The 26,770-nt window shown below is 43.2% G+C and carries 23 protein-coding genes; 19 read left to right on the forward strand and 4 right to left on the reverse strand.

Annotated features, from left to right (window positions below; translation table 11 throughout):
- The first annotated feature begins 50 nt into the window (after positions 1-50).
- The 3 genes from DK188_RS04830 to DK188_RS04840 are packed head-to-tail and all read left to right on the forward strand — an operon-like array spanning position 51 to position 2,676.
- Entirely contained in the window at positions 51-1,538 is a 1,488-nt protein-coding gene (locus DK188_RS04830; protein WP_111669668.1) for a nicotinate phosphoribosyltransferase, read from the forward strand.
- On the forward strand, positions 1,525-2,154 hold the full coding sequence (pncA, locus tag DK188_RS04835; protein WP_111669669.1) for a bifunctional nicotinamidase/pyrazinamidase: 630 nt from the start codon (positions 1,525-1,527) through the stop codon (positions 2,152-2,154). Before DK188_RS04830 ends, pncA begins: the two co-directional genes overlap by 14 nt.
- Positions 2,155-2,157: 3 nt before the next feature.
- The gene (locus DK188_RS04840; RefSeq protein WP_111669670.1) at positions 2,158-2,676 is read left to right on the forward strand and encodes an acyl-CoA thioesterase; all 519 of its coding nucleotides are present in this window, start codon (positions 2,158-2,160) and stop codon (positions 2,674-2,676) included.
- A gap of 9 nt (positions 2,677-2,685) precedes the next feature.
- Here the strand turns inward: DK188_RS04840 and DK188_RS04845 are convergent, their stop codons facing one another.
- Positions 2,686-3,003, reverse strand: coding sequence for an antibiotic biosynthesis monooxygenase family protein (locus DK188_RS04845; RefSeq protein WP_111669671.1), 318 nt, complete (start codon positions 3,001-3,003; stop codon positions 2,686-2,688).
- Between the two features lie 153 nt (positions 3,004-3,156).
- On the opposite strand from DK188_RS04845, the gene DK188_RS04850 reads away from it, so the two are divergent.
- The 9 genes from DK188_RS04850 (at position 3,157) to DK188_RS04890 (ending at position 14,827) form a co-directional block, all read left to right on the forward strand.
- Complete coding sequence (locus tag DK188_RS04850; RefSeq protein ID WP_111669672.1) at positions 3,157-4,104, forward strand: DUF4097 family beta strand repeat-containing protein; 948 nt, start codon at positions 3,157-3,159, stop codon at positions 4,102-4,104.
- 415 nt (positions 4,105-4,519) lie between these two features.
- A complete protein-coding gene (locus DK188_RS04855) occupies positions 4,520-4,891 on the forward strand; it encodes a hypothetical protein (RefSeq protein ID WP_111669673.1) in 372 nt (123 codons plus the stop codon).
- A gap of 93 nt (positions 4,892-4,984) precedes the next feature.
- Positions 4,985-7,483 (forward strand): YbcC family protein, encoded by a 2,499-nt coding sequence (locus DK188_RS04860; RefSeq protein WP_111669674.1) that lies wholly within the window; start codon positions 4,985-4,987, stop codon positions 7,481-7,483.
- Positions 7,483-9,426 carry a proton-conducting transporter transmembrane domain-containing protein gene (locus DK188_RS04865; protein WP_111669675.1) on the forward strand — a complete coding sequence of 648 codons (1,944 nt, stop codon included), beginning with the start codon at positions 7,483-7,485 and terminating at the stop codon, positions 9,424-9,426. Before DK188_RS04860 ends, DK188_RS04865 begins: the two co-directional genes overlap by 1 nt.
- A 37-nt stretch (positions 9,427-9,463) precedes the next feature.
- Positions 9,464-11,059: a SulP family inorganic anion transporter gene (locus tag DK188_RS04870; protein WP_111669676.1), complete on the forward strand. Its 1,596-nt coding sequence runs from the start codon at positions 9,464-9,466 to the stop codon at positions 11,057-11,059.
- A gap of 182 nt (positions 11,060-11,241) precedes the next feature.
- Positions 11,242-12,588: a hypothetical protein gene (locus tag DK188_RS04875; RefSeq protein ID WP_111669677.1), complete on the forward strand. Its 1,347-nt coding sequence runs from the start codon at positions 11,242-11,244 to the stop codon at positions 12,586-12,588.
- A gap of 291 nt (positions 12,589-12,879) precedes the next feature.
- A complete protein-coding gene (locus tag DK188_RS04880; RefSeq protein WP_111669826.1) occupies positions 12,880-13,323 on the forward strand; it encodes a Rieske 2Fe-2S domain-containing protein in 444 nt (147 codons plus the stop codon).
- The gene (locus DK188_RS04885) at positions 13,320-14,282 is read left to right on the forward strand and encodes a DUF5777 family beta-barrel protein (RefSeq protein WP_232825661.1); all 963 of its coding nucleotides are present in this window, start codon (positions 13,320-13,322) and stop codon (positions 14,280-14,282) included. The genes DK188_RS04880 and DK188_RS04885 overlap by 4 nt, the downstream gene beginning before the upstream one ends.
- Positions 14,279-14,827 (forward strand): YceI family protein, encoded by a 549-nt coding sequence (locus DK188_RS04890; RefSeq protein WP_111669678.1) that lies wholly within the window; start codon positions 14,279-14,281, stop codon positions 14,825-14,827. Before DK188_RS04885 ends, DK188_RS04890 begins: the two co-directional genes overlap by 4 nt.
- A 183-nt stretch (positions 14,828-15,010) precedes the next feature.
- Here the strand turns inward: DK188_RS04890 and DK188_RS04895 are convergent, their stop codons facing one another.
- A complete protein-coding gene (locus DK188_RS04895) occupies positions 15,011-15,553 on the reverse strand; it encodes a fasciclin domain-containing protein (protein WP_111669679.1) in 543 nt (180 codons plus the stop codon).
- A gap of 113 nt (positions 15,554-15,666) precedes the next feature.
- Positions 15,667-16,881 (reverse strand): serine hydrolase domain-containing protein, encoded by a 1,215-nt coding sequence (locus DK188_RS04900; protein ID WP_111669680.1) that lies wholly within the window; start codon positions 16,879-16,881, stop codon positions 15,667-15,669.
- A gap of 190 nt (positions 16,882-17,071) precedes the next feature.
- Between DK188_RS04900 and DK188_RS04905 the strand changes: the two genes are divergently transcribed.
- Entirely contained in the window at positions 17,072-18,319 is a 1,248-nt protein-coding gene (locus DK188_RS04905; protein WP_111669681.1) for an NAD(P)/FAD-dependent oxidoreductase, read from the forward strand.
- 464 nt (positions 18,320-18,783) lie between these two features.
- Entirely contained in the window at positions 18,784-19,002 is a 219-nt protein-coding gene (locus DK188_RS21425; protein ID WP_157963164.1) for a hypothetical protein, read from the forward strand.
- A gap of 215 nt (positions 19,003-19,217) precedes the next feature.
- On the opposite strand, the gene DK188_RS04920 is transcribed toward DK188_RS21425, so the two are convergent.
- A complete protein-coding gene (locus tag DK188_RS04920; RefSeq protein WP_111669684.1) occupies positions 19,218-20,138 on the reverse strand; it encodes a ThuA domain-containing protein in 921 nt (306 codons plus the stop codon).
- Positions 20,139-20,219: 81 nt separating this feature from the next.
- Between DK188_RS04920 and DK188_RS04925 the strand changes: the two genes are divergently transcribed.
- The 5 genes from DK188_RS04925 to DK188_RS04945 all read left to right on the forward strand — a co-directional run bounded on the left by DK188_RS04925 (position 20,220) and on the right by DK188_RS04945 (position 26,737).
- Positions 20,220-21,188 (forward strand): DUF6807 domain-containing protein, encoded by a 969-nt coding sequence (locus DK188_RS04925; protein WP_111669685.1) that lies wholly within the window; start codon positions 20,220-20,222, stop codon positions 21,186-21,188.
- 30 nt (positions 21,189-21,218) lie between these two features.
- Positions 21,219-22,589: a Gfo/Idh/MocA family protein gene (locus DK188_RS04930; RefSeq protein ID WP_111669686.1), complete on the forward strand. Its 1,371-nt coding sequence runs from the start codon at positions 21,219-21,221 to the stop codon at positions 22,587-22,589.
- 295 nt (positions 22,590-22,884) lie between these two features.
- Positions 22,885-24,258: a putative oxidoreductase C-terminal domain-containing protein gene (locus DK188_RS04935; RefSeq protein WP_111669687.1), complete on the forward strand. Its 1,374-nt coding sequence runs from the start codon at positions 22,885-22,887 to the stop codon at positions 24,256-24,258.
- 58 nt (positions 24,259-24,316) lie between these two features.
- Complete coding sequence (locus tag DK188_RS04940) at positions 24,317-25,723, forward strand: Rossmann-fold NAD(P)-binding domain-containing protein (protein ID WP_111669688.1); 1,407 nt, start codon at positions 24,317-24,319, stop codon at positions 25,721-25,723.
- 63 nt (positions 25,724-25,786) lie between these two features.
- Positions 25,787-26,737 carry an aldo/keto reductase gene (locus DK188_RS04945; protein ID WP_111669689.1) on the forward strand — a complete coding sequence of 317 codons (951 nt, stop codon included), beginning with the start codon at positions 25,787-25,789 and terminating at the stop codon, positions 26,735-26,737.
- The last annotated feature ends 33 nt before the right edge of the window (positions 26,738-26,770 follow it).

Below are 26,770 nucleotides of genomic sequence, written 5' to 3' on the forward strand. Positions count from 1 at the left end.
TGCTCAGATAATCGGATCAGGCTACCTTTAGTTTAGTTTTGCATCAATTTATGAAAATCACCAAAGACCTCTATCAAAGTAATCTGGTATTGTTGACTGACTTTTATCAGCTTACCATGGCGTATGCCTATTGGAAGTCCGGCAAGGGCGAACAAGAAGCGGTCTTCAATCTTTTTTTCAGAAAACATCCCTTTGAAGGCGGGTTTACATTAGCTGCAGGATTGGATTATGTCATAGATTTCTGCAGCAATTTTAAGTTCGAAAAGGCAGACCTGGAGTATCTCGAAGTGATGAAAAATAAGGATGGAAGTCCGGTTTTTGAATCTGCATTTCTGGATTACCTCCAAAATCTCAATTTCACCTGCGACATCGATGCGGTGGAAGAAGGAACGGTCGTCTTCCCAAATGCGCCTTTGGTCCGGGTTCGGGGGACCTTAATCCAATGCCAACTTTTAGAAACTCCGCTATTGAATATTATTAATTTCCAGACCCTGATCGCCACCAAAGCTGCCCGGATCAATATTGCAGCACAAGGAGAGCCGGTCTTGGAGTTTGGACTGAGAAGAGCTCAAGGGATAGACGGAGCTTTGGCAGCAAGTCGGGCTGCATACATCGGAGGCTGTGCTTCTACCTCCAATGTCATGGCTGGTAAGCTATTTGGTATTCCAGTGGCAGGTACTCATGCCCATAGTTGGATCATGTCTTTCGATACAGAATTGGAGGCTTTCCAGGCTTATGCAGATGCTTTTCCGGACCAATGTGTCTTTTTGGTAGATACCTATGATACACTTCATGGAGTAAAAAATGCGATCAAAGTAGGGGAGATTTTGCGAAGCAAAGGAAAAGAAATGATCGGAATCCGGATCGATTCAGGCGATTTGGCCTATTTCAGTACTAAAGCCAGACAGCTGCTCGACGAGGCAGGATTCCCGGATGCAAAAATCGTGGCATCCAATGACCTCGATGAACATATCATTACGTCACTTAAGACTCAGGAGGCAGACATCAATGTGTGGGGAGTTGGGACTAAGCTAGTCACTGCTTACGACCAGCCTGCCTTGGGTGCGGTCTATAAGCTCTCTGCCATCAGATTGGAAGATGGCAGTTGGGAGCCCAAAGTCAAGGTTTCACAGCAATCACTTAAAATCAACATACCAGGTTTTCATAATGTGAAGCGATATTTCAGTAGAGACAAGGCTGTCGCAGACATGATTTTCCTCGAGGATGAAGTGATCGATCCCAAGAGTGTCATAATCATTGATCCAGTAGATGCTACACGAAGGAAGCGGCTGATGCCGGCTTTTTATCAGGAGGAAATATTGTTGAAGCCGATCTTTAAGAAAGGGCAGCTTGTCTATCAAATTCCTTCTTTGGATCAAATCCGAAAACGTGCTGGAGACCAACTCGAATCTCTGGATAAGACCCACAAGCGATTGGTTAATCCGCATCTTTATCCAGTCGGTTTAGAAGAAAACCTGCACCATTTGAGGATGGATTTGGTTTTAAAAGCAAAAAAATTTGAAAATGAATTGGATTGATGAATCTTCCGCGCTTCTGATCGTGGATGTCCAAAATGATTTCCTTCCGGGAGGATCATTGGCAGTGCACGAAGGGGATCAGGTGGTGCCAGTGATCAATACATTGCAAGGAAACTTCAAAACGATCATCGCAACTCAGGATTTTCACCCTGCTGACCATGGAAGTTTTGCTGCGAATCATCCCGGGAAAAATCCCGGGGATTTCATTGAGTTGGCCGGATTGAAGCAAATCCTCTGGCCCGTCCACTGTGTTCAGGGTTCACAGGGTGCAGACTTCCATCCCAATCTGAACCAAAGTCACTGGAAGAAGATTTTTCAAAAAGGGAAAAATCCGCAGGTGGATTCCTACTCAGGATTCTTTGACAATGCCAGAAGAGGTGATACCGGACTTGGGAATTACCTAAAATCCATAGGCGTTCGTCGAATATTTGTTTGTGGTTTGGCATTGGATTATTGTGTCAAATTCACTGCTCTTGACGCTAAAAGTTTGGGGTTTGACACATTTTTGATCACAGATGCTACCCGTGCAGTGAATCTTCAACCGAAGGATGGCGAATCAGCAATCGAAGAAATGAGGGAAGCAGGAATACGAATTGTAACAAGTAAAAACCTTTAGGCCATGTTTGACTATAATCCGGAGAAACATTATCCTTCAGAAACAGAAAGCCGTGTCGTCATCCGATTCCAGGATTGTGATCCGCTCCGCCACCTGAATAACGCAAAGTATTTTGATTACTTTTTCAATGCCCGAGAAGACCAAGTTCCCAAACTTTACGGTCTGGAAATCATCGATCTCATCAAAACGTACAAGGCTGCCTGGGTGGTCTATAATCATAACATCAGCTATGTCAAACCTGCGATGGTCGGAGAGTGGGTCAGGATCATGAGTAGGATTCTATGGCATAATCACAACACCATTGTGGTGGAATACTACATGACGGATGATTCTAAAACAGAATTGAAAACCGTCCTCTGGTCCACCATGCGATATGTTACTTTGGCAGAAGGGAAATCCACAGATCACTCCGGTGCTGTTTTAGACTTTTTGAAAGCCACCTCAGGAAACCGAGATATTGCACAGTTGAATATCAGAGACAGAGTAAAGGAACTCAAGCTACAATTGGAAAAAGGGAATTAATCTTCCCTTTTATTTTTCAAATCCATAATCCCGCTCGACCAATGCGATTCGGGTCTTGTAAGCAGCGTACCATTTTTCACGACCATATTTCTGAGCGATCATGTGGTCTGTATTCGCCTTCCAATTTTTGATGGATTCTATGCTTTCCCAATAGGAGATCGTGATGCCAAGTCCATCCCGGACACTTTCATGACCCAAGTATCCCGGCTGAAGCTCGGCTAGTTGGACCATTTCTTCGGCCATTTCTCCATATCCATCATTGATCTCAGTGCGCAAGTTGGAGAAGATTACAGCATAGTAGGGCGGGGAGGGAGTTTTTGCAATCATTTTTTTTCTTCACGAATAGGGGTAAAAAGGACTTGACTTGTCTTAGCTAAAATAGGAAGGATTATTTCGATTGGGAAATGACCCAATAGGTAAAATCAACCTAGAATTAATGATTGAAACAAAGCAAACCAACTAGTTAAAAACAAACGAATTATGAAATTCATCAACTTAAAAAACACTGCAAAAAATTTCGGTATGGTACTAGGTACCTTGGTAATTTTGACTTCCTGCGAGGGAGAAATGGAAGTAGTTCAGCGCATTGACGAAGAATTTTCGGGAATTGAACGAATAGAGGTAGATGCTGAATTTATGGATGTAAACTACGAAGGAAAGGAAGGTCAGACCACAGTGGAATTGGATGGGATTTTGGAATCAAACCGATCTGGAAATTTTAGAATTAGCTATTCACAAGAAGGAAATTCGCTTTTGATCGAACTGGATAGAAAAAACTTGATAGGATCTGGCAACCATCGAGCATCTATTACCCTCATCGGACCAAAAGAACTGGATCTTATCGTAAATTCTGGTTCTGGTAAAACTGTGGTTTCGGGAATCCAGTTTCCCAAGTTGGATTTGAACTCTGGATCTGGATCCATAGAACTTTTCAATGTCAATTCCTCAGCGATCTACCTTCACGCCAGTTCTGGGTCTATCGAGGGAAATCAATTGATTGGAAATCTTAAGACGAAAATTTCTTCTGGGAATGTGAAAATAGATCAGCTGCAGGGGAATCTGGACGTGGAGTCTTCCAGTGGATCACTGAATGTCAAGCGGATTATGGGGAAACTTAACGTGGAGCTGAGCTCTGGCAATCTCCAAATGGACGAAGTCTCTGAAATCGAACGCCTCAAGGTGAGTTCTGGTGCTATCTCCGGCAATAGAATAGGATTGGGACCGAAAACTAAATTAATCAGCTCTTCAGGGAAAATTCTGATTCAGACTTTTTCAGATCTTAAATCCTTCAATTTCGATTTTGAAGCCGAAAGTGGTCAAGTTGTCGTGGGCCAAAGTGTTTCTACGGGTTCACTACGAATAGACAATGGAGCACCAGCGACTATTTCCGGTTCGGTTTCAAGTGGGAGAATTGAAATCAAAAATTAAACCTGCCAAAATCAGGATCAATCAATCCCCAGTCATGAATGGAACGTAAGTTCTATAGCAGTTTGATATTTGTCAAAAAATTCTAATCTGTTGATTAATAAATAATTATAAATATTACCTTTGCACCTCCTTTAAAAAAAGAACCGATAGTCAATATTTCATCAGGAAGATTTCCCTTGAAATTAGTCAGTCTGAGAAAATCAAAGGATCTGAAAAAGTTGTAAAAATCCCCTTACCCCGGTTGATATCAGCCGGGGTTTTATTTTTTTAAGGTGCTGAATAGGAGTGATGTGGATTTCAGTTATGATGAAATTTTGGAAAAAAATTGACGAATTTGTTTTCGAATTCATAAAATATCTGAAAAAGTATAGGTTTATATCAAAATAATGTAGCTTTCGGAGTTTTTCAATAACAAATGATTTCTCTAATCGGCTTGATAACATTCTTACTTCGCTTGACTTTGCTTCTGCAGACTCAAGTGATGTCTTTTTTGCCGGGAGAACAAGCAGGAGATCAGGTTTGCCATGCCCTCGAGGCCGATGATTTTCAGGTTCATTCGGTTTTAAATCTTGATGGAACTGATCCCTTTGCCCTTTGCGAAGCTGAAGAAGAGGAAAAAAGTGAATCAGAGACAGAGTCCCTAGCTGATCTCGGTGACCAATTTGATGAGTCAGGATTTGCTCAAAATTCGAAAACGTTTTACAATCCCTTTTTTGGAAATAAAGCCCTGCAGGGAAACCAGCATCTTTATGACCTTTTTCATTCCTGGAAGACTCATCTGAGTTAATTTTTTTGCCGAATAGGCAATGATTTTCAGGCGAAATGCCTGTGCATTTGGCGCTAAAGCCATTTTCAAATCATTTACTCAGGAATAATTACCATGAAACATCACACAAAGCGTCACGCTTTTGGTGTGGAGGAGATCGTGCAAGAACTCAGGCATTTTCTTCCCGCCCAAGCGCCGCTCAAGGACTTTGTCCACCACAATACCTTGCATGCTTTTCAGCATTTGCCATTCTTCCAAGCCCTGAAGCAATCCAAAAATCAAATGGGGTACAGGGGTTTTCTTCCTTTGGAAACCTATCGAGAATTGTATAGAGAAGGAAAAATAAAGGGGAATATTCTCAAAAATGTGCTGGAAGATCACTTTGGAGAGATAGATTCCATTCATTGGATAGTCAAACTCTTGGATCAAACCTATGAGGAAAATTCAGTTCCTAAAGTTGGTCAATTGAGAGCCCATTGGAAGTCTGACTATCACTTCAACTTAGATAAAGTTGTACATCCATTTCTTTTCAGAATCCTGTCTGCCTACCTCGACCAGGGGATTTCGATTTGGTCATTTCCGGTGGAGGCTACTGGTTTTCTAGATGCCATCAAAAAACTGCAAGCTCAGAGTTTATCGTCCATCATTAGAGGAAAGCGAGCCTCGGAATTGCTGTTTCACCCGGATTTGAATCTGGAGATGCTTTTGGAGATTTTGGTAGGAAATAAGGAAAGCTACGGCTGGTATTTATTTGACCAGCAGTTTGCGCATCCCGGCTGGTCAGGTATGGTGTCTGTTTTGGAATCCCAGCCCGAATCCCTTCTTGATGCTAAAACAATCTGCCTGAAGGAGGTCATTCTCTTTGAATGCCTCTTGGAGATTGATGCGTTGGATCAAAAGTTTGAGCAAAACTGGAATCCAATTGGACACAGATTTCCTTTCAAAACAGCTGAATTGTTTGAAAACAGTCCATTTGAAGAGTTGGATCTGGTGCTACAATGCTGGCAGGAAGCCTATGAGTGGAGTTATTACGATGAAGTATTGGCTGGGATCTCTATCGTAGACGGACAGTCAAAGCCATCCGGATTACCCAGTTTTCAGGCGATGTTTTGCATCGATGACCGCGAATGCTCAACCAGGAGACATTTGGAATACATTGATCCAGCATGTGCTACTTATGGAACACCGGGATTCTTCAATGTCGAGTTTTATTTCCAGCCTGAATTTGGCAGGTTTCATACCAAGTCTTGCCCGGCACCTGTCACCCCCAAATACCTGATCAAAGAATCAGCTAATCACAAGAAGCTAAGAAAAGATGCCCATTTCAATCAGAACAGCCATTCGCTGGTTCGAGGATGGGTCAGCGCACAGACACTTGGGTTTTGGTCAGCATTTAAATTGGTGGGAAATATCCTCAAGCCTTCCAGTTCTGCATTGGAGGTTTCTTCTTTCAAACACATGGATCCAAAAGGAACCCTGACTGTAGAATACAGCGGAGTGGAAGAAAATGGGCTGCAAGTGGGATTCAAAGTAGAAGAGATGGCCGATCGGGTAGAGGGATTACTTCGGAGCATTGGACTGCTGGAGAAGTTTTCACCCTTAGTGTACCTCATAGGTCACGGAGCTTCTAGTATTAACAATACGCACTATGCAGGATATGACTGCGGAGCATGCTGTGGTCGACCAGGTTCGGTCAATGCCCGCGTCGCGGCTACCATGGCCAACCATGCCAAGGTTCGTCAATTGCTCAGCCTACGAGGTATTGAAATTCCTTCATCTACCCAGTTTATCGGTGGATTGCATGATACGACTAAGGATGAAATCGAATACTTTGATGAGGATGTTCTTTCTCCTGAGAATCTGCTACTGCATCAGAAGAATAAGCTCAAGTTTACTCAAGCCTTGGATTTGAATGCCTTGGAGCGCTCGCGGAGATTTGACACCTTGGAAAAGGGCAAACCGCTAAATGCAATCCATGAAGCGGTGAAAAAGCGGGCTTTTTCCCTGTTTGAACCTCGTCCGGAATACAATCACGCCACGAACGCGCTTTGCATCATTTCTAGAAAATCGACTATCAAAGGTTTGTTTTTTGACCGAAGGGCATTTCTTAATTCCTATGATTACAGAAAAGATCCTGAAGGGAAAGCGCTGACCAAAATCCTAGGCGCTGCTGCTCCAGTCTGCGGAGGAATCAATCTGGAATATTATTTCTCCAGAATGGATCCTGACAAACTCGGGGCAGGCACCAAGCTTCCGCACAATGTCATGGGACTCATCGGCGTAGCCAATGGGGCAGATGGTGATCTGAGAACTGGTCTTCCCTACCAAATGGTAGAAATACATGACCCAATTCGATTGTTGATGATCGTAGAGCAAGATCCACAGGTGGTATTGAACGTGATTCAATCCAACCCTGCAACCTACGAGTGGATCAAAAATTACTGGGTGCACTTTGTGGTCATTGACCCAAGTACTAAGGCATTTTTGAAATTCAAAGACGAAGGATTCATTGCCTATCGACCTGAATCGAATATCGAGCACCTCGATCACCTCAAGGATAAGCTTTTGAGTACCAAAGAGAATCTTCCCGTTTACTTAATTGACTCACTCTGATGGAATTATCAGCATGGATCCAACTGATGATTGGGATACCTCTTGTCGGTTTTATTGTCAGTGTTTTGATTCCTGAGAAACAGGAAACCGCGCTTTCCAAAGTAGCCTTTTACACTGCTGGACTTAATTTACTCAGTGTGATGGTGTTTTTGGTGTTTTGGGCCATAGCAGGTTTTGAAGCATTGAATCTCAAGGAATTTCTTCTGTATAAAACTTCGCATTTTGAGTTTTTGGTAGACTTTTTCTTTGACAGAGTATCGGCTGTCTATGTGGTGATCGGAGCGATGCTCACTTTCCTGATTACATTCTATAGTCGGTATTACCTCCATCGTGAAAGTGGCTACAAGCGGTTTTTCAATACGGTGCTCTTCTTCTACCTCGGATTCAATATCACTGTTCTCGCGGGCAATTTCGAAACGTTGTTTATCGGTTGGGAAATTCTTGGATTGTCTTCCTTTCTGTTGGTGGCATTCTACCGAGAAAATTATCTGCCGACACGTAATGCCATCAAGGTGTTTTCGATCTATCGGATAGGGGATGTAGGATTGATTCTGGCAATGTGGGCCAGTCACCACCTTTGGCACGAAAACATCACGTTTTTGAAACTGAATAATGCAGAGCTGGTCTCGGAGCATTTGGCAGGACATTCTGGGATAGGGATGTTCATTGCACTGATGCTACTTTTGGCAGCTGCGGCCAAGTCTGCCCAGTTTCCGTTCTCATCATGGCTTCCCCGTGCTATGGAAGGTCCGACTCCATCTTCGGCGATTTTCTATGGATCACTTTCTGTTCATTTGGGAGTGTTCTTATTGATGCGGACTTTTCCATTTTGGGAAAATCAAATGATCGTCCGTATCCTCATAGCCCTCATGGGATTGTTTACAGCAATAGTTTCCACCATGATTGCCCGGGTGCAGACATCGGTCAAAACCCAGATTGGCTATGCCTCACTCACACAAATCGGGATCATGTTTATCGAAGTGGCTGCTGGACTTGAAGCTTTGGCCTTGATTCACTTTGCAGGGAATGCCTTTCTAAGGACCTATCAATTGCTGGTGTCTCCCTCTGTGGTGAGCTATTTGATTCGCGAGCAATTCTATGGATTCGTACCTAAGCTCGGTACGAAGAAATCCGGTTTTGCTACCAGATTGAAAATTTCCTTTTATGTGTGGAGTTTGAAAGAGTGGAATCTGGATCGATTTGTCAATCAATTGGTCTTTAGACCATTGAAGTCTCTCGGACACCGTCTGGATTTCCTGAGTTATAAAACTGTCCTGATATACTTCGTTCCCAGCTACTTAGTGGGTTTGGTTTTGCTGGTGATAGGGTACAAAATTCCCCCTGAGATCCATTCCTTTCTTCCTTTGGTTTTTGCTTTCATCGCATTGCTCATGGTCCTCAAGTCCTTTACGGAGCGAAAGTCCGCTCGGCTTGCCTGGATCATGTTGCTTATGAATCATTTCTGGATGGTCCTTGCGATAGCTGAAAATGAAAATTTTTCCGGCGAAGAAATAGCCATGTATCTCAGTGGGATTATTCTGTTTGGGATTTCGGGTCTATTGGTGATTTCTTGGATGAAAAACCACACCGGTCAATCTGGGCTCTTTTCCTATCACGGCTACATCCGGAAGTTCCCAGCACTAGGATTTCTATTTCTCCTGAGTGTGTTGGGATTGATGGGCTTTCCACTTTCTCCAACATTCATCGGAGAGGATTTGCTCTTCAGTCATATTCATGAAGACCAATACCTTTTGGCCTTTTTTGCTGCCTTGGCATTTGTCATGGAAGGAATCGCTGCCATCCGGATTTTTGCCCGCCTATTCTTAGGCAATAAGCGGCAGGAATCTGAGGTTTCTCTTGGCGATTCGCTTTCCAGTCGATTCAGGCTTTATGGAAGTCCATCTGTGAACTTCAAAAAATCAACTTTCAAAAATTCGATTTGATCATCTTGAGGATTTTGCCTCTAAAAAAATAACTATCATGAAAAAAGAAACCAAAATTCAACCCCCTAGCGATGGCTGGAGAGGTTTTATAGAAAATATCGGTGCTGATGCAAGTGCCGGATTTGTAGTGTTTTTGTTGGCCATGCCGCTGAGTTTGGGCATTGCAAAGGCCTCAGATTTTCCTCCAATTATGGGATTGGTCACAGCGATCATCGGTGGGATCTTGGTGAGTTTTATCTCCGGATCCCGTCTGACGATCAAGGGTCCTGCCGCAGGATTAATCGTAGTGGTAGCGGGTTCGGTGACTGATTTTGGTGGGGGAGAGACCGGATGGAAACTTGCCTTGGGAGCGATGGTCGTGGCTGGTTTGGTACAGATGCTATTTGGGGTATTGAAATTGGGCAAATTGGCAGATATCTTTCCGCTTTCAGCTATTCACGGGATGCTGGCAGCCATTGGGATTATCATCATAGTCAAGCAGATTCCAGTCTTATTGGATGTCAATCCTGACCTGTATAAAGGAATGAGTATCGTGGGTATGATCTCAGCAATCCCTACGTTCCTTGCCAATTTTGATCCACGGGCCACTTTGATTGGGTTTTACAGTTTAGCAATCATGCTGGGATGGCCTTATCTGAAAGATTTCAAGTTGGGTAAAATTCCAGCACCTCTGATGGTCCTATTAGTGGCAATTCCTTCAGAATTGGCCATGGATTTTGCACACACCGAACCACCCTATGCTTTGCTTCATATTGGGAATCTGGTAGAAAATGTGAAGTACAACGCTGATTTTTCAGGTATTTCGCAGACAGGTGTTTTTGTAAAATATGTGATCATGTTTGCCCTGGTGGGCACATTGGAGTCACTCCTTACGGTAAAAGCTATTGATTTGGCAGATCCTTTCCGAAGAAAATCAAACAATGACAAGGATCTTATTGCGGTTGGTTTGGGAAATACGGTGAGTGCATTTTTGGGGGGATTGCCGATGATCTCAGAAGTGGCCCGAAGCTCTGCCAATGTGAATAACGGAGCCAAAACACGCTGGGCCAACTTCTTTCATGGCTTCTTCATTCTGGTGTTTGTTCTTATCGCAACTCCAGTAATTGAAATGATTCCAAATGCAGCCTTGGCGGCTATGCTGATCACGGTGGGGATCAAACTCGCTCATCCAAAAGAGTTTGTCAACACCTTCAAAATTGGAAAAGAGCAATTGGCTATTTTCCTTGTCACGATTGCCTTCACTATTTTCGAAGATTTGCTGATTGGTATCGGAGCAGGTATACTCCTGAAAATGATCCTACACGTGATCAACGGTACGCCGATCAGTTCCTTCTTCAAAGCACCGACCGTGGTTTCTTTTGATAAAAATGAATATCTGGTAGAGATCGACAAAGCTGCCATTTTCTCCAATTTCCTCGGAATCAAACGAAAATTGGAAGAAATCCCTGCCGGATTTAATGTGACCATCGACCTCAAAAACACCAAACTAGTGGACCATTCTGTGATGGAAAATCTCCACCATTTCCAACACGAATACGAAGAAAATGGAGGAACGGTCAGAATCATCGGACTGGAAAACCATAGACCTGTCTCTGATCATAAACTAGCTTCCAGAAAACTGGTCAATTCCTGACGCTTGGCAATAAAGTGGGTAGGAATAGGTCTCCCAATCCTCAGAGGAGCTGATACTTTAGCCGTGTTAGCCTGAGGCCTATTCCAGCTTACAACAAGAAATAATCCAATCCTATTTAATCGGAATCGGGTACTGTTTTACAGTAGCCTGAAACCGTATTTTCTAACCTAAAGAAAAAAAACGTGAAAAAAATACTTCAAATTCTTCTTTTGGCAGGAATGATAGTCATGGCTTTCGTGCTGTCAGCGATAGCCCAAACAGACAAAGAAGTCAAACTTTTCCTAAATGAGGAACAAACACACTGGGTAAAAGGGACAGGGCTTGGTCAAATCTGGGTCAGATACACGGACCTAAATCCCGGATCTACCATTTTTGGCACTCCCAAAGACAAGACATTTGATGTGGGACTTCGAAGAGTCCGGTACCAAGTGATGGGGCAAATTACAGATCAGATCTTCGTCTATACCCAGTTTGGAATCAACAGTTTTGGGTCGCTTTCCGGGAGAAAGCCTGGTTTGTTTCTTCACGATGTGACTGCTGAATATGCGGTGGTGAAGACAAAATTCAATCTCGGTGCAGGACTTCATGGATGGAATGGGACTGTGAGATTTTCTTCCTCCTCCGTCGGTTCAATATTGGGTTTGGATCTTCCCTACATCGAGGAATCGACCAATGACCTTACCGATCAGTTTGTAAGAAAATTGGGGATCTATGCCCACGGTCAATTAGGTGGGCTGAATTATCGGGTTTCGGCTTCCAATCCCTTTCCGATCCAAACCGCCCTGAGTCCTGTGCCTACATTACCAGAAAACGTAACCAATACAGCATACTTCAGTACTGCTGCTCCAGCTCTAAATTACCAGGGATATTTCTTTTGGCAATTTTGGGATCGTGAGACTACTCAGATCCCTTATATGACAGGTACCTATTTGGGTAAAAAACGGGTATTGAATATTGGGGCTGGGTTTTCTACTCAAGATCATGCGGTAGAATACCGTGAATCTGGTTCAAGCCAAGTTCTTCAAAAACCCTTGAATCAATTTGGATTGGATCTCTTCTACGATACTCCGCTGAATAAGCAAACCGGCACTGCGCTAACGGTCTATGCGGCAGTAATAGACTATGATTTTGGTCCCAACTACCTCCGGGTGGCCGGCGCAATGAACCCTGCCAACGGAGTCAATCAAGGCGGGACATTCAATGGTCCCGGTAATAACATACCACTAATTGGTACCGGCCAAGTCTATTATTCTCAGATCGGATACCTAATGAAAAAGGATCTTTTGGGAAAACTAGGTACCCTACAACCCTATGGGCAACTCATCCTATCAGACTACGAGCGGGTAGAAAAGCCATTGGCCGTCTACGATATCGGCATCAATTGGCTTCAGGCTGGACATCGGTCTAAACTTTCATTGGATTACCAAAGCAGACCTGTATTAACCCAAGGAACTAGTGAAAAACTGATAAAAAATGCTGCAGATCCCCGCAAAGGGATGCTAGTCCTTCAATACCAATTTTCTTTTTGAGAATACCTACTTATGTGATCTAGAAATCGGGGCCGTTGTGGCTTTGGGATATACCTTCAGTTTCGCATCTGAAGTGGTAGAAAATAATTCTATCAAAAGCCCTGATATTAGAAAATAGTAAACAAAAAGGAAAATTCTGATTACAAATCGGAGATCAGGGAGTACCAAAGGCAAATTCGGATCCTTTCTTAATTTCTTTTAAGTAAATCTTAAGATCCACCTAAGGAAAATCAAAGGAAGCTAAGACCAATTTTACCAAACACCCGAAATGAAAAAATCATGAATGAGAAAATGAATCGCCTCGAATTCTTAAAATCCTTAGGTTTAAAAGGGGCATCTCTATTTGCCGTCTATTGTGCAGCCTCTGGATTGAGTAGTTGTATCAACGAAAGTATGGATCCTACTTTGCCACCCGGTACTGGAGGAAATGCAAATGAGCTAATCCTGGATCTCAATGACTCCAATTATTCCAAATTGAATACCACCGGTAGCTACGTCATTGTCAGTGGAATCGTCATTGCCAGGATTTCAACAACGGCATTTGCCGCCGTCACACAAGTTTGCTCCCATGAAGGAAAAAGAAAAGTCACCTTTCGATCTGGGGAATTTTACTGCTCTGAACATGGGGCGAAATTTGATACCAATGGAAAAGGCCTAAACTCTGCTGGAAAGAAAGGTCTCAAAACCTATCCTACTGAATTAACCGGTACCTCGCTTAAAGTAACACTGGGATGATGATGGGTGTAGTGAGAAAATTCCTGCTTACCGTTGGTCTGGCCGGACTGATTACCATGACTTGGGTGGCAGAAGCTACTGCTCAAGATGATCTGCTTCAAATGCTGGAAGCAGAACAATCCAAAGAACCTACTTATACCATTGCCACCTTCAAAGCATCTCGCTTGATCAATGGTCAAACCATCGAAACCATTTCAAAAAATCACCTCAACTTCTGGATTTCTCACCGGTTTGGTGCTGTTAACAGCGGGTTTTTGGCTAATTTTTTTGGTCTAGACGAGGCAAAAATCAGGTTGGGATTGGAGTATGGACTTACGGATAATTGGTTGATTGGAGCGGGGAGGAGTTCGCTGGAAAAGACCTATGACTTCTACACCAAGTACAAAGTATTGCGGCAATCCAACAAATTTCCAGTCACGGTAACGGGTATTGGAGGCTGGGCTATCAATACGATGCCGACCGGGTATGTGATGGAGTCAGGTTCAGAAATGCGATTCAATGATAATCTGGAAAGGTATTCGTACTGGGGGCAAGTCCTAATCGCCAGAAAATTCAATGAGAATCTTTCCCTTCAAGTCATGCCCACCTACCTCCATTACAATAAAGTGGAAGACCCCTCTATAGCAAATAACTTGGTGGCTTTAGGAATAGGTGGCCGCTATAAATTGACAAAAAGATTTACCCTTTCAGGGGAATATTACCATTCCTTCGCAGATCCAGGTGCATTTGAAGGAAGCACAGGAAAAGCCTATCCCTACCATGACGCGATTTCTTTAGGAGTGGATATCGAAACAGGTGGTCATGTGTTTCAGCTACACTTCACAAACTCCCGAGGAATGATCGAAAGGCATTTTATTGGTCAAACTACAGGCTCTTGGGGAGATGGAGACATCTTTTACGGATTTAATATTGCTAGGACATTCAGTTTTGACAAAGGGGCCAAACACAAAGACAAATGAGAACCAAGGTAAATTTAATTCTATTGCTGCTTGTAGTCCAAGTTAGCTTTGTCAGGGGGCAGACCTTATATGGTACATCGGCCGGTGAAGTCTCTTTCTATTCGGATACACCTTTGGAGACGATCGAAGCAGTCAATAAAAAGACAGGCAGCATCATCAATGTTAGCTCCAGAGAATTGGCCGTGCAGATGAAAATTTCAGATTTTGTTTTTCCTAATAAGTTAATGCAGGAGCATTTCAACGAGAACTATCTCGAAAGCGAGAAGTATCCTACGGCAGTCTTCAAAGGGAAAATCAAGGAGCAAATAGATCTGACTGTGGCTGGCTCCTATGTGGTGACGGCAGAAGGTGGCCTGACTATTCATGGAGTGACAAAGCCAGTATCGGTAAAAGGAACCATCGTATCAACAGAAAGTGCGTTGAAATTGGATTTTAAATTCCAAATCAGACCCGAGGCATATAATATTGAAGTGCCCTCACTAGTGATTACCAAAATTGCCGAAGAGATCGATGTCACCGGAAAAATGACTTTGGTGAAAAAATAGAGGTCTGGGTGACGGAAAATCTAGAGATCATAAGGTCTCCATTTTTTTTCTGATTCAGATTCTTCCCACAAACTTTGGGCTACGAATCTACACCCTCGGTAAATAAGAGAAAATATTGCATTGCCGAATCCATAAAAAAAGCCAATCATACGATTGGCTTTTTACACTAAACTAATCCAAAAATTAATTTGGCAGTAGAACTGCATCAATTACGTGAATGACGCCATTGCTTCCCGTTAGGTCAGCAGCAGTTACTTTTGCGCCATTGATAGTGACTACACCATCTTTAATTGCTACGGTCAATTCTTGTCCGTTTAAGGTAGTTACTTTCTGTCCATCCTTAAGGTCAGCTGCAAGTACGTTTCCAGCCACTACGTGATAGGTAAGTACTGAAGTCAATTGGTCTTTACTCTCAGGCTTCAATAGATTCTCTACTGTACCTGCCGGCAATGCCTCAAATGCTGAATTAGTAGGAGCAAAAATGGTAAATGGACCAGTTCCACTCAACGTTTCTACCAATCCTGCAGCTGTCACGGCAGTTACCAAAGTAGAATGATCTGGAGACCCTACAGCGATATCTACGACAGTCTTGGGTGCTTCTGCAGGTGCTACTTCTTCTACTACAGCCTCTTCAGTTACTGTTTCTTCTTTTGGAGCGCTACAACTGATCAGCGTAACTGCGGCAAAGCCGAGCACAGCAAAAGATAAAGTTTTTAGATTTTTCATGTTGATAGTTTGTTGGAGTTTATAATAACCTAACAAACAGCTCGGAGTAAGGTTTAAAAAAGGATGGAATTACTTTGTTTTTCAGTTTTTCCCCGCCAATACTGCTACCCGATTTATTTTTTCAAACTTTCCAATACCAATCTGACCAATTCTGCTTTGTCTCCATTAGGTATCCATCGAGCTACAATTACCAAATCATTTTCCTGATCGACATAAATCATGTTTGTACCGGCTCCGATATGTAGAAATGCTGTTTTTGGGGCAGCTGGGACTTCTTTCTGGTCATTGTTGAGAAAGTAATTCATAAATCCATATCCGGGCTGAGCAGTAGTAGGAGTGCGGGACTTGTCGATCCAAGAGGTAGGAATTAGTTGTTTTCCATTCCAGTTTCCATTTCTCAAAGTCAAATATCCAAAGCGTGCCTGATCCCAAGCTGAAAGCATCATTCCACCGCCCCAGTGAGACCCCCCGCTAATGGATTGCATGATTTGTCCGTCCAAAATCACAAAGGAATTCTCATATCCTGTCCATCTCCAAGTGTCTGAGGCACCGATTGGATCCATGATTTTGTCCTTCAAGACTACCGGAAGGGGCTTTCTCCATACATTCATCAGGGCCAAAGCCAGCACATTAACTCGAGTATCGTTGTATTCATATACAGATCCGGGAGCATTTCGAGGACGTGTTCTCCATTGGTTGGCCTCACCGCTTGGACGATCTGCCCAGTCGGGTTTTCCCCAAAGGCTTCCTTCCCAATCGGATGTTTGCCTTAACAGATCATCCCATCGGATTTTTCGGTTGTGCTCGGTGTCAAATAGCTCAAAGACATCATCTTCATACAAATGATCCGATTTATTCATCATTGATTTTACAGGGTCGTAAGGATAGATTGGCGCCATGTCCGGGTAAACCAAATCCATTTCATCTTTGATCAATCCCTCTGCAACTGCCAGCCCAGCAGTGGTGGAAAGAAAACTTTTAGCCACGCTGAAAGTCAAATCCACGCGTTCAGGTTCTCCCCATTGTCCCACGACATAACCTTTGTAGATGATGAGTCCGGTAGCAGGACCCCGTTTTTTCATTGGACCAATGGGATATCCAAACGGCTCACGACCAAAGGCGCTCTCATAGTGGGCAATTTTCAGATTTGGGTCCTGGTCACTTTCATGGTCCTGTGCAAACTCAATGGCTTTTTGGATCAGTGCCTCGTCCAAGCCGAGTTCGGCTGGTTTTTTTACCTCCCATTTATTTTTATCGGGAAAATAAGTCTGAGCCGAAAGTGAAAATGAAAGAAAACTAAAGCAAAGCAGGAAAAAGAATTTCATCATTTTAAGGAGGTTATTTTGCGATTTTAGTAAATAATCGGGGCATTGTTCTGCTATAGATAAAACTTTCCCAAACCAAAAAATCCAAAAAACACTTTTTTGACTCAACGGTTCACTAAATTGTGCCCTGTTATTGATTTTCACATTTGATTGGGAAGATTGATGACCTATTTTTGCCCTAATTGGCAGATCAATGGTAGAAGAAAAAATTTATATTATCGGTGCAGGACTTTCAGGATTGATTGCTTCACTTGAACTTGAGAGAGCTGGTTTTTCACCGATTATCCTAGAATCTACAGATAAGATCGGTGGACGAATGAAGACTGATTCAGTAGATGGATTTTTGTTGGATCACGGATTTCAGGTCTTAAATACCGCTTATCCAGAAGCGAAGAAATATTTGGATTTTCAGAGTTTGAGACTGAAAACCTTTGATCCTGGAGCAGTCATTTTTGATGATAAAGATTCCTATATCATCACAGATCCTATGCGTAACCCGCTGAAGATCGTGGGGATGGCATTTTCTAAGGTGGGTACTTTTTTGGATAAAGTAAAAATGTTTACCCTTACGCAGGAGCTCAAAAAGAAGACCAACGAAGAAATATTCAATGAGCCTTCTATTCCTACGAATCAATACCTGAAAGAATACGGCTTTTCGGACCAGATCATAGATAACTTTTTCAAACCATTCTTCAGAGGAATTTTTCTGGAAAAGAACCTGAATACTTCTTCACGAATGTTTGAGTTTGTGTTTAAAATGTTTTCCCTTGGACATGCAGCTGTTCCGGAAAAGGGAATGGGTGAAATTCCAGCAATGATCCAGCGTCAACTCAGCAAGACACAGATCTACTTCAATTCTCCAGTGGAAAAAGTAGAAAGCAAGACCATCTACCTCCAAAATGGTGAGATACTTCAAGCCGACCGAATCATCATAGCTGTGCAGCCGGATCAGGTGATGAAACAATTGCAGGGACAATTTGCTCCTGCCCACCGGGTGATCAACTTATATTTCTCCACTCAAAAATCATTTTTGCTTCGGCCAATGATAGGCTTAGTATCCGGAAATCACCTAGTCAATAATATTGTCTTCATGGACGATGTGTCCAAAGCCTATTCCAGCAATGGAAGAGCTCTGCTTTCTGTATCTGTTTTAGAATCCAATTTGGCAGAAAAAGACCTGATCAAAGCTGTTCAGGCTGAGTTGGAGAAAATTTCAGGAATAAAAGCTGATTACTTCAAGTTTATCAAAGCTTATTCTATTTCGTATGCATTGCCTAATGTAGATGATCTGAAGTACAGTATTCCGATGACGGAGTGCAAGATTACAGATCATGTATATTTGGCTGGGGACTACTTGCTCAATGGCTCGATCAACGCTGCAATGACCTCAGGAAGGACAGCTGCAGAGGCGGTGGTTTATAGCTATATGCCGACGCATTGATTTTTTACCACGGAGGACACTGAACAAATAAAGTTTAGAGATTAGACCTTGCTTAGGACTTTAAAACTATTCGGCTCAATCGGTCTTTTTCAAGTTCACAAAGATTTTGCGCTTCGCTTTTTGAGTGTTACATCAAGTGCCAACGGCACATCCTGGAAAAGCCTTCCTTCTTCAGGCAAGCCCAGTATGAATTGCTGGATAAAAAGGAAATAGCACTGTTTCGAGTGATGAAGGAACGATTTTTTTTTATTTAGGTCATGTAGCGGACTACAATAGTAATTCGTTTTCAAATTATGATTCACGCAAACCTTGTAAGGAAAATCTTACTTTTTTCAATTGCCTTAGTTGGAAGTTTCCTCATGGGATGTCAGTCTGATTCTGATCCGGCATGCTTGGAGGTTGAGATGATTGGATTAGATCGATGTGGTGGGGGATGGCTGGTTTCAGTCAAAAGCCCTGTTGAAATGGGTGAGTCAATTTCCTATTATGACGGTGAAACTTATTCTAATGTGATTAAAGTATTTACTTTGGAAACTATTCCAGAATCAACGAGGGGATTTATCCGAATCAGGGATTTTGACCCGAAAAGAGATGAAAACTTTTATGGTATCTGTTTAGCCCTTTATTCGCCATTTCCTGTCCCTTCAAAAGTTGCAACCTTCTGGATTGAAGAGCCTTGTTGAATGCTATGAACTCTTTTTGCCACGAAGACCAAAAGGCACTAAGCTCTTCTAAATTTGAGTTCTCAGATGACTCAGATGGGCACAGATGCAAAAAAAGCAGAAGTTTGTTACAAGCTTCTGCTTTTTTTTAATCAATAAAGATCTAAATGCTTTGAGTTTGGATTATCAAATCCTCTGCTTTCTCTCGCTAATTCTCTGTGTCTTCTGTGGTTGAACTATTTCTTGATTGGTGTTTCATCACAGTCCACATCACCCGCCACATACTGCATCCCATCGAGATAGAATTGTAGCAAATCGGGATTTTCGAAGCTTTGCGCATTGTGTGAAGGGGAGATGTACATCACTTTTCCTTTGCCCTCAGCCCGTATCCAAGCGACATAGGTTTTGCCTTCGGTTAATTCCTGACCTTTTCGTTGGCCTTCGATCTCTGCGTTATTGAAGTAGAGTAGAGGTTTGAAATTAAGTTCGTCATAGGCATTCTTGTAAAAATAGGGTTCGTCCACATGATTAAACCCTTCTGCTGGAAAAGCCTGGACAAGAGGATGCTTTGGATCTTCCAACCGTACCTGGATGGCTTGCTGTTTGGGGTGATAATCGAAACTACCGCCAGTTAACCGACTAAAATCCCAGGAATTGTTTAGTGTGGTATTTGCACCATGAAGTAGAAATAAGCCTCCACCTTTTTCGACAAACTTTCTTAAGTTGGACTCCATTTCCAAGGCCTGCTTCATAACAGTTGCAGAATCGGCACCTGTTTCTTTGAGCTTGTCCCAAAAGAGATTTCGATGATCGGGTTTGGAATTGGTGTTGTTCAAGACGAGCACATCGAATTTTTCCAAGTTTTTCAATTCCATCATCGAGATATCTTTACTCGATGTTACGGTAAACGCTCCGCTCTTTTCTCCTAGGATTTTGACCATTTCCTCGGTGTGAGGCCTTACCCAATGATCAAATCCAGTGTGGAGCGAAAAGACCAAAACCTTTTTCTTTTTGGCTGGAAAAGTTGCTTTCTCCGGTGCCAAAGCATGGATTTTATCTTTCCATGCCTGATCTAATGTGACCTCTGGGAGACTTTGGCTATAAGCCAGATTCAAGGAGAAGATGGAAACGATTGCGTAGAAAATAATCCGCTTCATAGGGTATTGGGTTCAGTTAGGTTATGCTTTCTTATAGTTTTTGATAACTTGAATTCTAAAGCCCAATAACCCGAATTTCCCATGTGTTTCAAAAGATTATTTCTGCTGATATTCATTTTTTCTTGTATTTCTACGGCATCGTTTTCGCAAAAAGTAGATTTAAAGGAGACTCCGATTGGCATTGATTTTCTGATCGATAACCAACGGGTGCTAACTTACCAAACGGCCACAACCGATGTTCCTGAGGGAATAAAAGCTGACTTTAAGAAGTCCGGTTTTATCCATCCTATTGCTTCACCGAGTGGCCAAGTTTTGAGCAGAATTCAGCCACCGGATCATTACCATCACTACGGCATCTGGGGTCCTTGGACGCGAGCAACCATCAGTGGGAGGGAAGTGGACTTTTGGAATCTTGGTGATGGCAAAGGGCGAGTCGATTTTGCAAAGGTGCTTTCCAAAAAAGTAGCAGGAGGTGCAGCTGAACTGAACGTCCGGCAAAATCACCTCGATCTCAAAGCGCCAGAAAGCGAAAAATTAGCCATCGAGGAAGATCTTCGAATCAAGGTCAAACCTGCGGACAAGGGGAGATATATGGTGGATTATACCACGACTATTTTTACCAAAATCCCCGGAGGAATTCTATTGGATGACTACAGATATGGTGGTGGAATTGGTTTTCGAGCCACAGAGCTTTGGGGCGATGCCAACAGTTCAATTCTGACTTCAGACGGAAAAACCAGAAAAGATGCCGATGGCTCCTATGCGAAATGGATCATCGTCAAAGGCCAAACAGCAGATCCCTCCGGGCAGAGTGGAATCCTTTTTCTCAGCCACAATACCAATAAATCCCATCCCGAACCGCTTCGTGTCTGGCCTCTCGGTCAATACAAAGGCGAGGGGAATGTTTTCATTGAATTCTGCCCAATCCGACATGAATCCTGGGAGATTCAGCCCAACGAACGCTACACCTTAAAATACCGAATGATTGTCTTTGACGGAGACTTAACAGCGGAGGAGGCGGAAGCGTATTGGAGAGCTTTTGTCAAATAATTTGAACCCGATTTAACTTGATATACACTTATGGAACGAAGAGATTTTATGAAAAAATCCGCCTTGGCAACCGCCGCTTTCGGATTTCCGACGATAGTACCCGCTTCTGTTTTTGGGAAAAACGCACCTAGCAATAAGATCAACATCGGACAGATCGGATGTGGACGAATAGCCCGCGAACACGATTTGCCGGGGATCTGGAGACACGATGTAGCTCGTATTGTAGCCGTAGGTGATGTAGACAGCAAGCGAATGGCTGATGGTAAAAAGTTGGTGGAAGACTACTATACCAAAAAACTCGGAGAAAAATACATGGATGTGAAGCAGTACGGCGATTATCGCGAGATGCTGCTAAATAAGGATATCGACGCGGTCATCATTTCGACCCCGGATCATTGGCATTCGCAGCCTGCGATGGAAGCGGCTCTAGCTGGTAAGCATATTTATGTCCAAAAACCCACTTCTCTTACAATAAAAGAGGGTCGTCAGCTGGTCAATGTGGTCAATAAAACAGGAGTTGTACTTCAGCTCGGTACCCAACAGCGCTCCAGTGAGCAATTCAGAGTGGCTGCAGAACTAGTCCGAAATGGAAGAATAGGCAAGCTCCATACGGTGAGAATAGGCCTTCCTGGAGATCCTGCGGGACCTCCAGCCCCGGCAATGCCCGTGCCGTCTAATTTGAATTTTGACATGTGGCTGGGATCTACCCCTGAGGTACCTTATACAGAGATAGGTGTGCATCCTCAGAATGACTACAGCCGTCCGGGATGGCTTCGACTCGAAAACTACGGTGCAGGAATGATCACCGGATGGGGTCAGCATCACTTTGACTCAGCGGCATGGGGGATGGATACTGAGCTAACGGGCCCTCGATACATTGAGGCAGTGGCCGAATTCCCCAGAGCTGGACTCTGGAATGTCCATGGGGACTTCATGGTCAAGGCAGAATATGACAATGGTGTGATGATGTTTACCTCCGGGGGTTATCCCAATGGAATTCGCTACGAAGGAACTGAGGGTTGGATCTGGGTGTCAAGGGGTAATTACGTGGCTTCGGCTTCTGATCCTGTGGCACAAGGAAACAATGCCAAAGCATTGGATGCATCTGATCCCAAAATCCTACAATCTGTGATTGGAGAAAATGAAATTCATCTAACCCGCAGTACTGAACATCACGGCAATTGGCTGGAAGCGATTCAGGGCAATGCAGCTTTGCTTTCTCCGGTAGAGATTGGACATCGAGCATGTTCTGTCTGTTTGGTTAGTCACATTGCAATGAAACTGGGCAGAAAACTTAACTGGGATCCTGTGAAAGAGGAATTCATCAACGATGCGGAGGCAAATTCGCATTTGAGTAGACCCCAGCGAGCGCCTTGGGGAACGGATTATGTGAAAGTTTAGAAGAGACGTAAGAGATAAGATTCAAGATGCTAGATACAAAAGGCAATAAATAAGGAGGGTAATAATTATCAAGATTTAAGTAGCAAGATGAAACAGTAAACTGCTATAAGTTGTATGATCTCAATGCTTCTTGTAGCGGTGGAATAAAAGCGAGGCTTTTAATCTTTGTGCTCCTAAAAAAACTCACGAAAGCCATTCAGTTCAGCGTTCCAAGGTTAAATTATATACTAAAAAACTTAATGCTCAGTGAACCCTGCCTTGCCTGCAGGAAGCTCTGTGGTTAAAATAATCTAAAATGAAATTTTCAAAAGTATCTTCTTGGGCCGCTTTGGCCCTTTTTTCCATTTCATGTACTCCATCAGAAATGAAAACTGAAGTGATTGAATCTGATTCAAAAGTAAAAATCATGACCCTCGACCCGGGACATTTCCATGCAGGACTGATCCATAAGTCTATGTATCCAGTGGTGGATTCGACGATTCACATCTTTGCACCGGAAGGACCTGAAATCAAGGATCATCTCAATCGGATAGCAGGGTACAATAACCGAGAAGAAAACCCTACAGCGTGGAGTCTTGAAGTCTATACAGGACCAGATTATCTGGAGAAAATGATTTCCCAAAAGCCGGGTAATGTCATGATGGTAGCTGGAAAGAATGATCAAAAAATCGATTACATCTTGGCTGCAATTGAAAATGGAATCCATGTCTATGCGGACAAGCCTTTGGTGATAAATCCTGAAGGATTTAAAAAATTAAAAAAAGCCTTTCAAATCGCTGAAGAAAAGGATCTGTTGCTTTACGATATCATGACGGAGCGATTTGAGATCACTACTATGTTGCAGCGGGAATTGTCGATGATTCCGGAAGTATTTGGGGAACTGGAAAATGGCACTCCGGAAAATCCAGCCATCACCAAGGAATCGGTGCATCATTTCTTCAAATATGTATCAGGTAGCCCTTTGATCCGCCCGGATTGGTTCTTTGATGTAGAAAAAGAGGGAGATGGGATCGTCGATGTGACTACGCATTTAGTGGATTTGATTCAGTGGGAGGCTTTTCCTGAAGTGATTCTGGATACTTCAGATGTGCAAATGATTTCAGCGAAACGCTGGGCCACTTCTTTGAGTTTGGAGAAATTTCAAAAAGTAACCGGGAAAAGCGAGTTCTCGGATTTTCTTCAAAAATCAATGGATGGAGAAAATCTAGCGGTCTTTTCCAATGGGGAAATGAACTATACGCTAAAAGGAAAACATGCCAAAGTAAGTGTCATCTGGAATTTCCAAGCTCCTGAAGGTAGCGCAGATACACATTATAGCATGATGAGAGGCACCAAAGCCAAGCTCATTATCCGTCAGGGAAAAGAAGAGAATTACCGTCCGGTGTTGTATGTAGCTGTAGCGTCCAATGATCCTGCAAATCTGGAAAAAGCCATTAATGAGACACTTCAGACCAAATATCCTGGACTAGAACTGAAGAAAATGCCTTCTGGAGAATATCAAGTGTTAGTCCCTGATTCATATCACAATGGTCATGAAGCACACTTTGCACAGGTGACGGAGCGATTTTTGGAATACTTTCAGGACGGAAAAATGCCGGCTTGGGAAGTTCCCAATATGATTACCAAGTATTACACCACGATTTTGGCCAGAGAGTTTGCAATGAAATAACTCGGAAATCAAACAGACTGGGGCTGGAAGTGTTATATTTCACTCAGCCCCATTTTTTATGCCCTATTCAAAAATAAAAACTGAGGACCAAAAACTAACTGTTGCCATAGCCGGAGCAGGAGGGTACATTGGTCGTTGGTTAATCAAAGAATACCGACACAAGTACAATTTTGTCGCACTAAGTAGGCAAAAAGTTGATCTAAATCCCTATCCCGAGGTGGAATGGAGGCAGGTGGAGCTCTATTCCATTACCTCCACGGTGGAAGCACTGAAAGGCGTAGACGTAGCCATTTACTTGGTGCACTCGATGAATGCTTCGACTCGACTCAATCAGGGGAGTTTTGAAGATACAGACTTACTTTTGGCGGATAACTTCAGCCGTGCAGCGGAACTCAATGAAGTGAAACAAATCATTTATCTGGGAGGATTGCTGCCCGATGAGCCAGAGGATACACTTTCCCGGCACCTAAGAAGCCGCCTGGAAGTAGAGAAAACCTTGGGCTCAAGAAAGGCAAAACTTACCGCGCTTCGTGCTTCTATCATTGTAGGCCCGGGAGGATCCAGCTTTGATATGATCAAAAATTTAGTCAGGCGTCTTCCTGTACTTATGTGTCCACAATGGACCGAGTCCCAGACCCAACCCATTTCACTTAAGGATACCCTGACTATAATTGACACCTGCATAGGAAATCCCAACGTCTACGGCAAACCTATCGAAATCGGCAATCCTGAGGTGATGTCATACCGAAATATGCTTGAGCGAACCGCTAAAGCCATGGGAAAGAAGCGCTTGGTATTCTCGGTTCCGGTGTTTTCTCTCGGTCTTTCAAAGCTTTGGGTGGGTATATTTGGAGACAGCCCTCCTCAGCTTGTTTCACCATTGGTGGAAAGCTTGCGGCATACGCTTACAGTCTCACCCGAATTGGCTTTTTCCGAAAAAGAGATTGAATACCAATCATTTGAAAAAGCCTGTGAAGTTGCCTTGACAGAAACTGATTATCCCAAGCAGCCTACTTTTGTCAAAAGTGAAAAGGTGAAAAATACAGTCCGGTCTATCCAACGGATGCCGAATAAAAACCGGCATTCTGCGCTCTGGGTGGCAAATCGGTACAACATTTGGTTACCAACTTTCTTCAGATTTCTGATTAATGGAAAAGTCGCTAAAAATGGCGACCTGGGCTTTTATTTGTTGTGGGGAAGGAAACCCATGCTCCAATTGACGATGATTCCAGACCGAAGTGATTTTGAAAGGCAACTTTTTTATATCTCAGGGGGTTGGCTAGTCAAGCGGTTTGATTACGGCTGGCTGGAATTCAGGGAAGTGCTTGACAGCAAATACATCATCTCCGCCATCCATGAATTCGTCCCAAGATTACCTTGGTTCGTATATATAAATACCCAAGCGAAATTGCACCTTTGGGTGATGAATCGATTTAAAAAGTATTTGGAAAAAAAATCATATTAATTGATTGAAGCTTCACGAAATAGTAATCAAACCCTACAATTCAACCTCGAAATTTAAACTGAAATGAAAAACTTGATTTTTAGAAACGGAGATAAACTCCCTATTCTCGGACTTGGTACATGGAAAAGTAAGCCCGGCGAAGTCCGTAAGGCAGTTTACTGGGCTATTGAAGCAGGGTACCGCCACATTGATTGTGCTGCCATTTATCAAAACGAGCGGGAAGTGGGACAGGGGATTGCGGATGCTCTTGCAGATGGACTGGTTAAGCGAAAAGACTTATTTATCACCTCCAAACTCTGGAATGACAGCCACCGTCATGAGGATGTCAAACCCGCTTTGGAAAAGACGCTCAGTGACCTTCGACTGGACAATCTTGATTTGTACCTGGTCCATTGGCCAATCGCATTTAAACCGGGTGTTGGTTTTGCCACCCATCGAGAAGAATACTATACCTATCAGGATGTGCCTTTGACACAAACGTGGGAGGCCATGCAGGAACAGAAATCAGCAGGATTGACCAAACATATCGGAGTTTCCAATTTTAATAAGCAAAAGCTAAGTGAACTGCTTGCCATGGATGGTGAACAACCGGAAATGAACCAGGTGGAGCTTCATCCCTTTTTGCCTCAGGAAAAATTGGTGAAATTTTGTTCAGAAAACGGAATTCTGATGACGGCCTATTCTCCATTGGGCTCACCGGATTCACGGGCAGAGCGGCATAAAAACGACCCAAGACTGCTAGACAATACCGTGGTTTCTGAGATTGCAAAAAAACATGAAGTCAGTGCAGGACAGGTGCTGATAGCATGGTCTATCTCGCGAGATATAGCCGTCATACCCAAATCGATCAATCAGGAAAGAATCATAGAAAACCTGAAATCCGCTGAAATAACCCTTGATCCAAGAGATTTGGAGGCTTTAGCCGCTATAGGTGTAAGTCACCGATTCGTGGACGGCAGTATTTTTACCGGTCCGCAGAGTCCCTATAAACTGACAGATCTATTTGATCAATAAATAAAAAAACCCGGCTTATTCAGTCGGGTTTTT

This window comes from Algoriphagus litoralis, assembly GCF_003259255.1.
Classification (GTDB): Bacteria; Bacteroidota; Bacteroidia; order Cytophagales; family Cyclobacteriaceae; genus Algoriphagus; species Algoriphagus litoralis.

Coding starts and splice junctions, on each gene's coding strand:
- DK188_RS04855 (WP_111669673.1), top strand. CDS start 4,520: ATGATTTCTCTAATCGGCTTGATAACATTCTTACTTCGCTTGACTTTG.
- DK188_RS04850 (WP_111669672.1), top strand. CDS start 3,157: ATGAAATTCATCAACTTAAAAAACACTGCAAAAAATTTCGGTATGGTA.
- DK188_RS04880 (WP_111669826.1), top strand. CDS start 12,880: ATGAATCGCCTCGAATTCTTAAAATCCTTAGGTTTAAAAGGGGCATCT.
- DK188_RS04920 (WP_111669684.1), bottom strand. CDS start 20,138: ATGAAGCGGATTATTTTCTACGCAATCGTTTCCATCTTCTCCTTGAAT.
- DK188_RS21425 (WP_157963164.1), top strand. CDS start 18,784: ATGGGTGAGTCAATTTCCTATTATGACGGTGAAACTTATTCTAATGTG.
- DK188_RS04945 (WP_111669689.1), top strand. CDS start 25,787: ATGAAAAACTTGATTTTTAGAAACGGAGATAAACTCCCTATTCTCGGA.
- pncA (WP_111669669.1), top strand. CDS start 1,525: ATGAATTGGATTGATGAATCTTCCGCGCTTCTGATCGTGGATGTCCAA.
- DK188_RS04895 (WP_111669679.1), bottom strand. CDS start 15,553: ATGAAAAATCTAAAAACTTTATCTTTTGCTGTGCTCGGCTTTGCCGCA.
- DK188_RS04925 (WP_111669685.1), top strand. CDS start 20,220: ATGTGTTTCAAAAGATTATTTCTGCTGATATTCATTTTTTCTTGTATT.
- DK188_RS04865 (WP_111669675.1), top strand. CDS start 7,483: ATGGAATTATCAGCATGGATCCAACTGATGATTGGGATACCTCTTGTC.
- DK188_RS04845 (WP_111669671.1), bottom strand. CDS start 3,003: ATGATTGCAAAAACTCCCTCCCCGCCCTACTATGCTGTAATCTTCTCC.
- DK188_RS04930 (WP_111669686.1), top strand. CDS start 21,219: ATGGAACGAAGAGATTTTATGAAAAAATCCGCCTTGGCAACCGCCGCT.
- DK188_RS04890 (WP_111669678.1), top strand. CDS start 14,279: ATGAGAACCAAGGTAAATTTAATTCTATTGCTGCTTGTAGTCCAAGTT.
- DK188_RS04840 (WP_111669670.1), top strand. CDS start 2,158: ATGTTTGACTATAATCCGGAGAAACATTATCCTTCAGAAACAGAAAGC.
- DK188_RS04885 (WP_232825661.1), top strand. CDS start 13,320: ATGATGATGGGTGTAGTGAGAAAATTCCTGCTTACCGTTGGTCTGGCC.
- DK188_RS04870 (WP_111669676.1), top strand. CDS start 9,464: ATGAAAAAAGAAACCAAAATTCAACCCCCTAGCGATGGCTGGAGAGGT.
- DK188_RS04940 (WP_111669688.1), top strand. CDS start 24,317: ATGCCCTATTCAAAAATAAAAACTGAGGACCAAAAACTAACTGTTGCC.
- DK188_RS04935 (WP_111669687.1), top strand. CDS start 22,885: ATGAAATTTTCAAAAGTATCTTCTTGGGCCGCTTTGGCCCTTTTTTCC.
- DK188_RS04900 (WP_111669680.1), bottom strand. CDS start 16,881: ATGATGAAATTCTTTTTCCTGCTTTGCTTTAGTTTTCTTTCATTTTCA.
- DK188_RS04830 (WP_111669668.1), top strand. CDS start 51: ATGAAAATCACCAAAGACCTCTATCAAAGTAATCTGGTATTGTTGACT.
- DK188_RS04905 (WP_111669681.1), top strand. CDS start 17,072: ATGGTAGAAGAAAAAATTTATATTATCGGTGCAGGACTTTCAGGATTG.
- DK188_RS04860 (WP_111669674.1), top strand. CDS start 4,985: ATGAAACATCACACAAAGCGTCACGCTTTTGGTGTGGAGGAGATCGTG.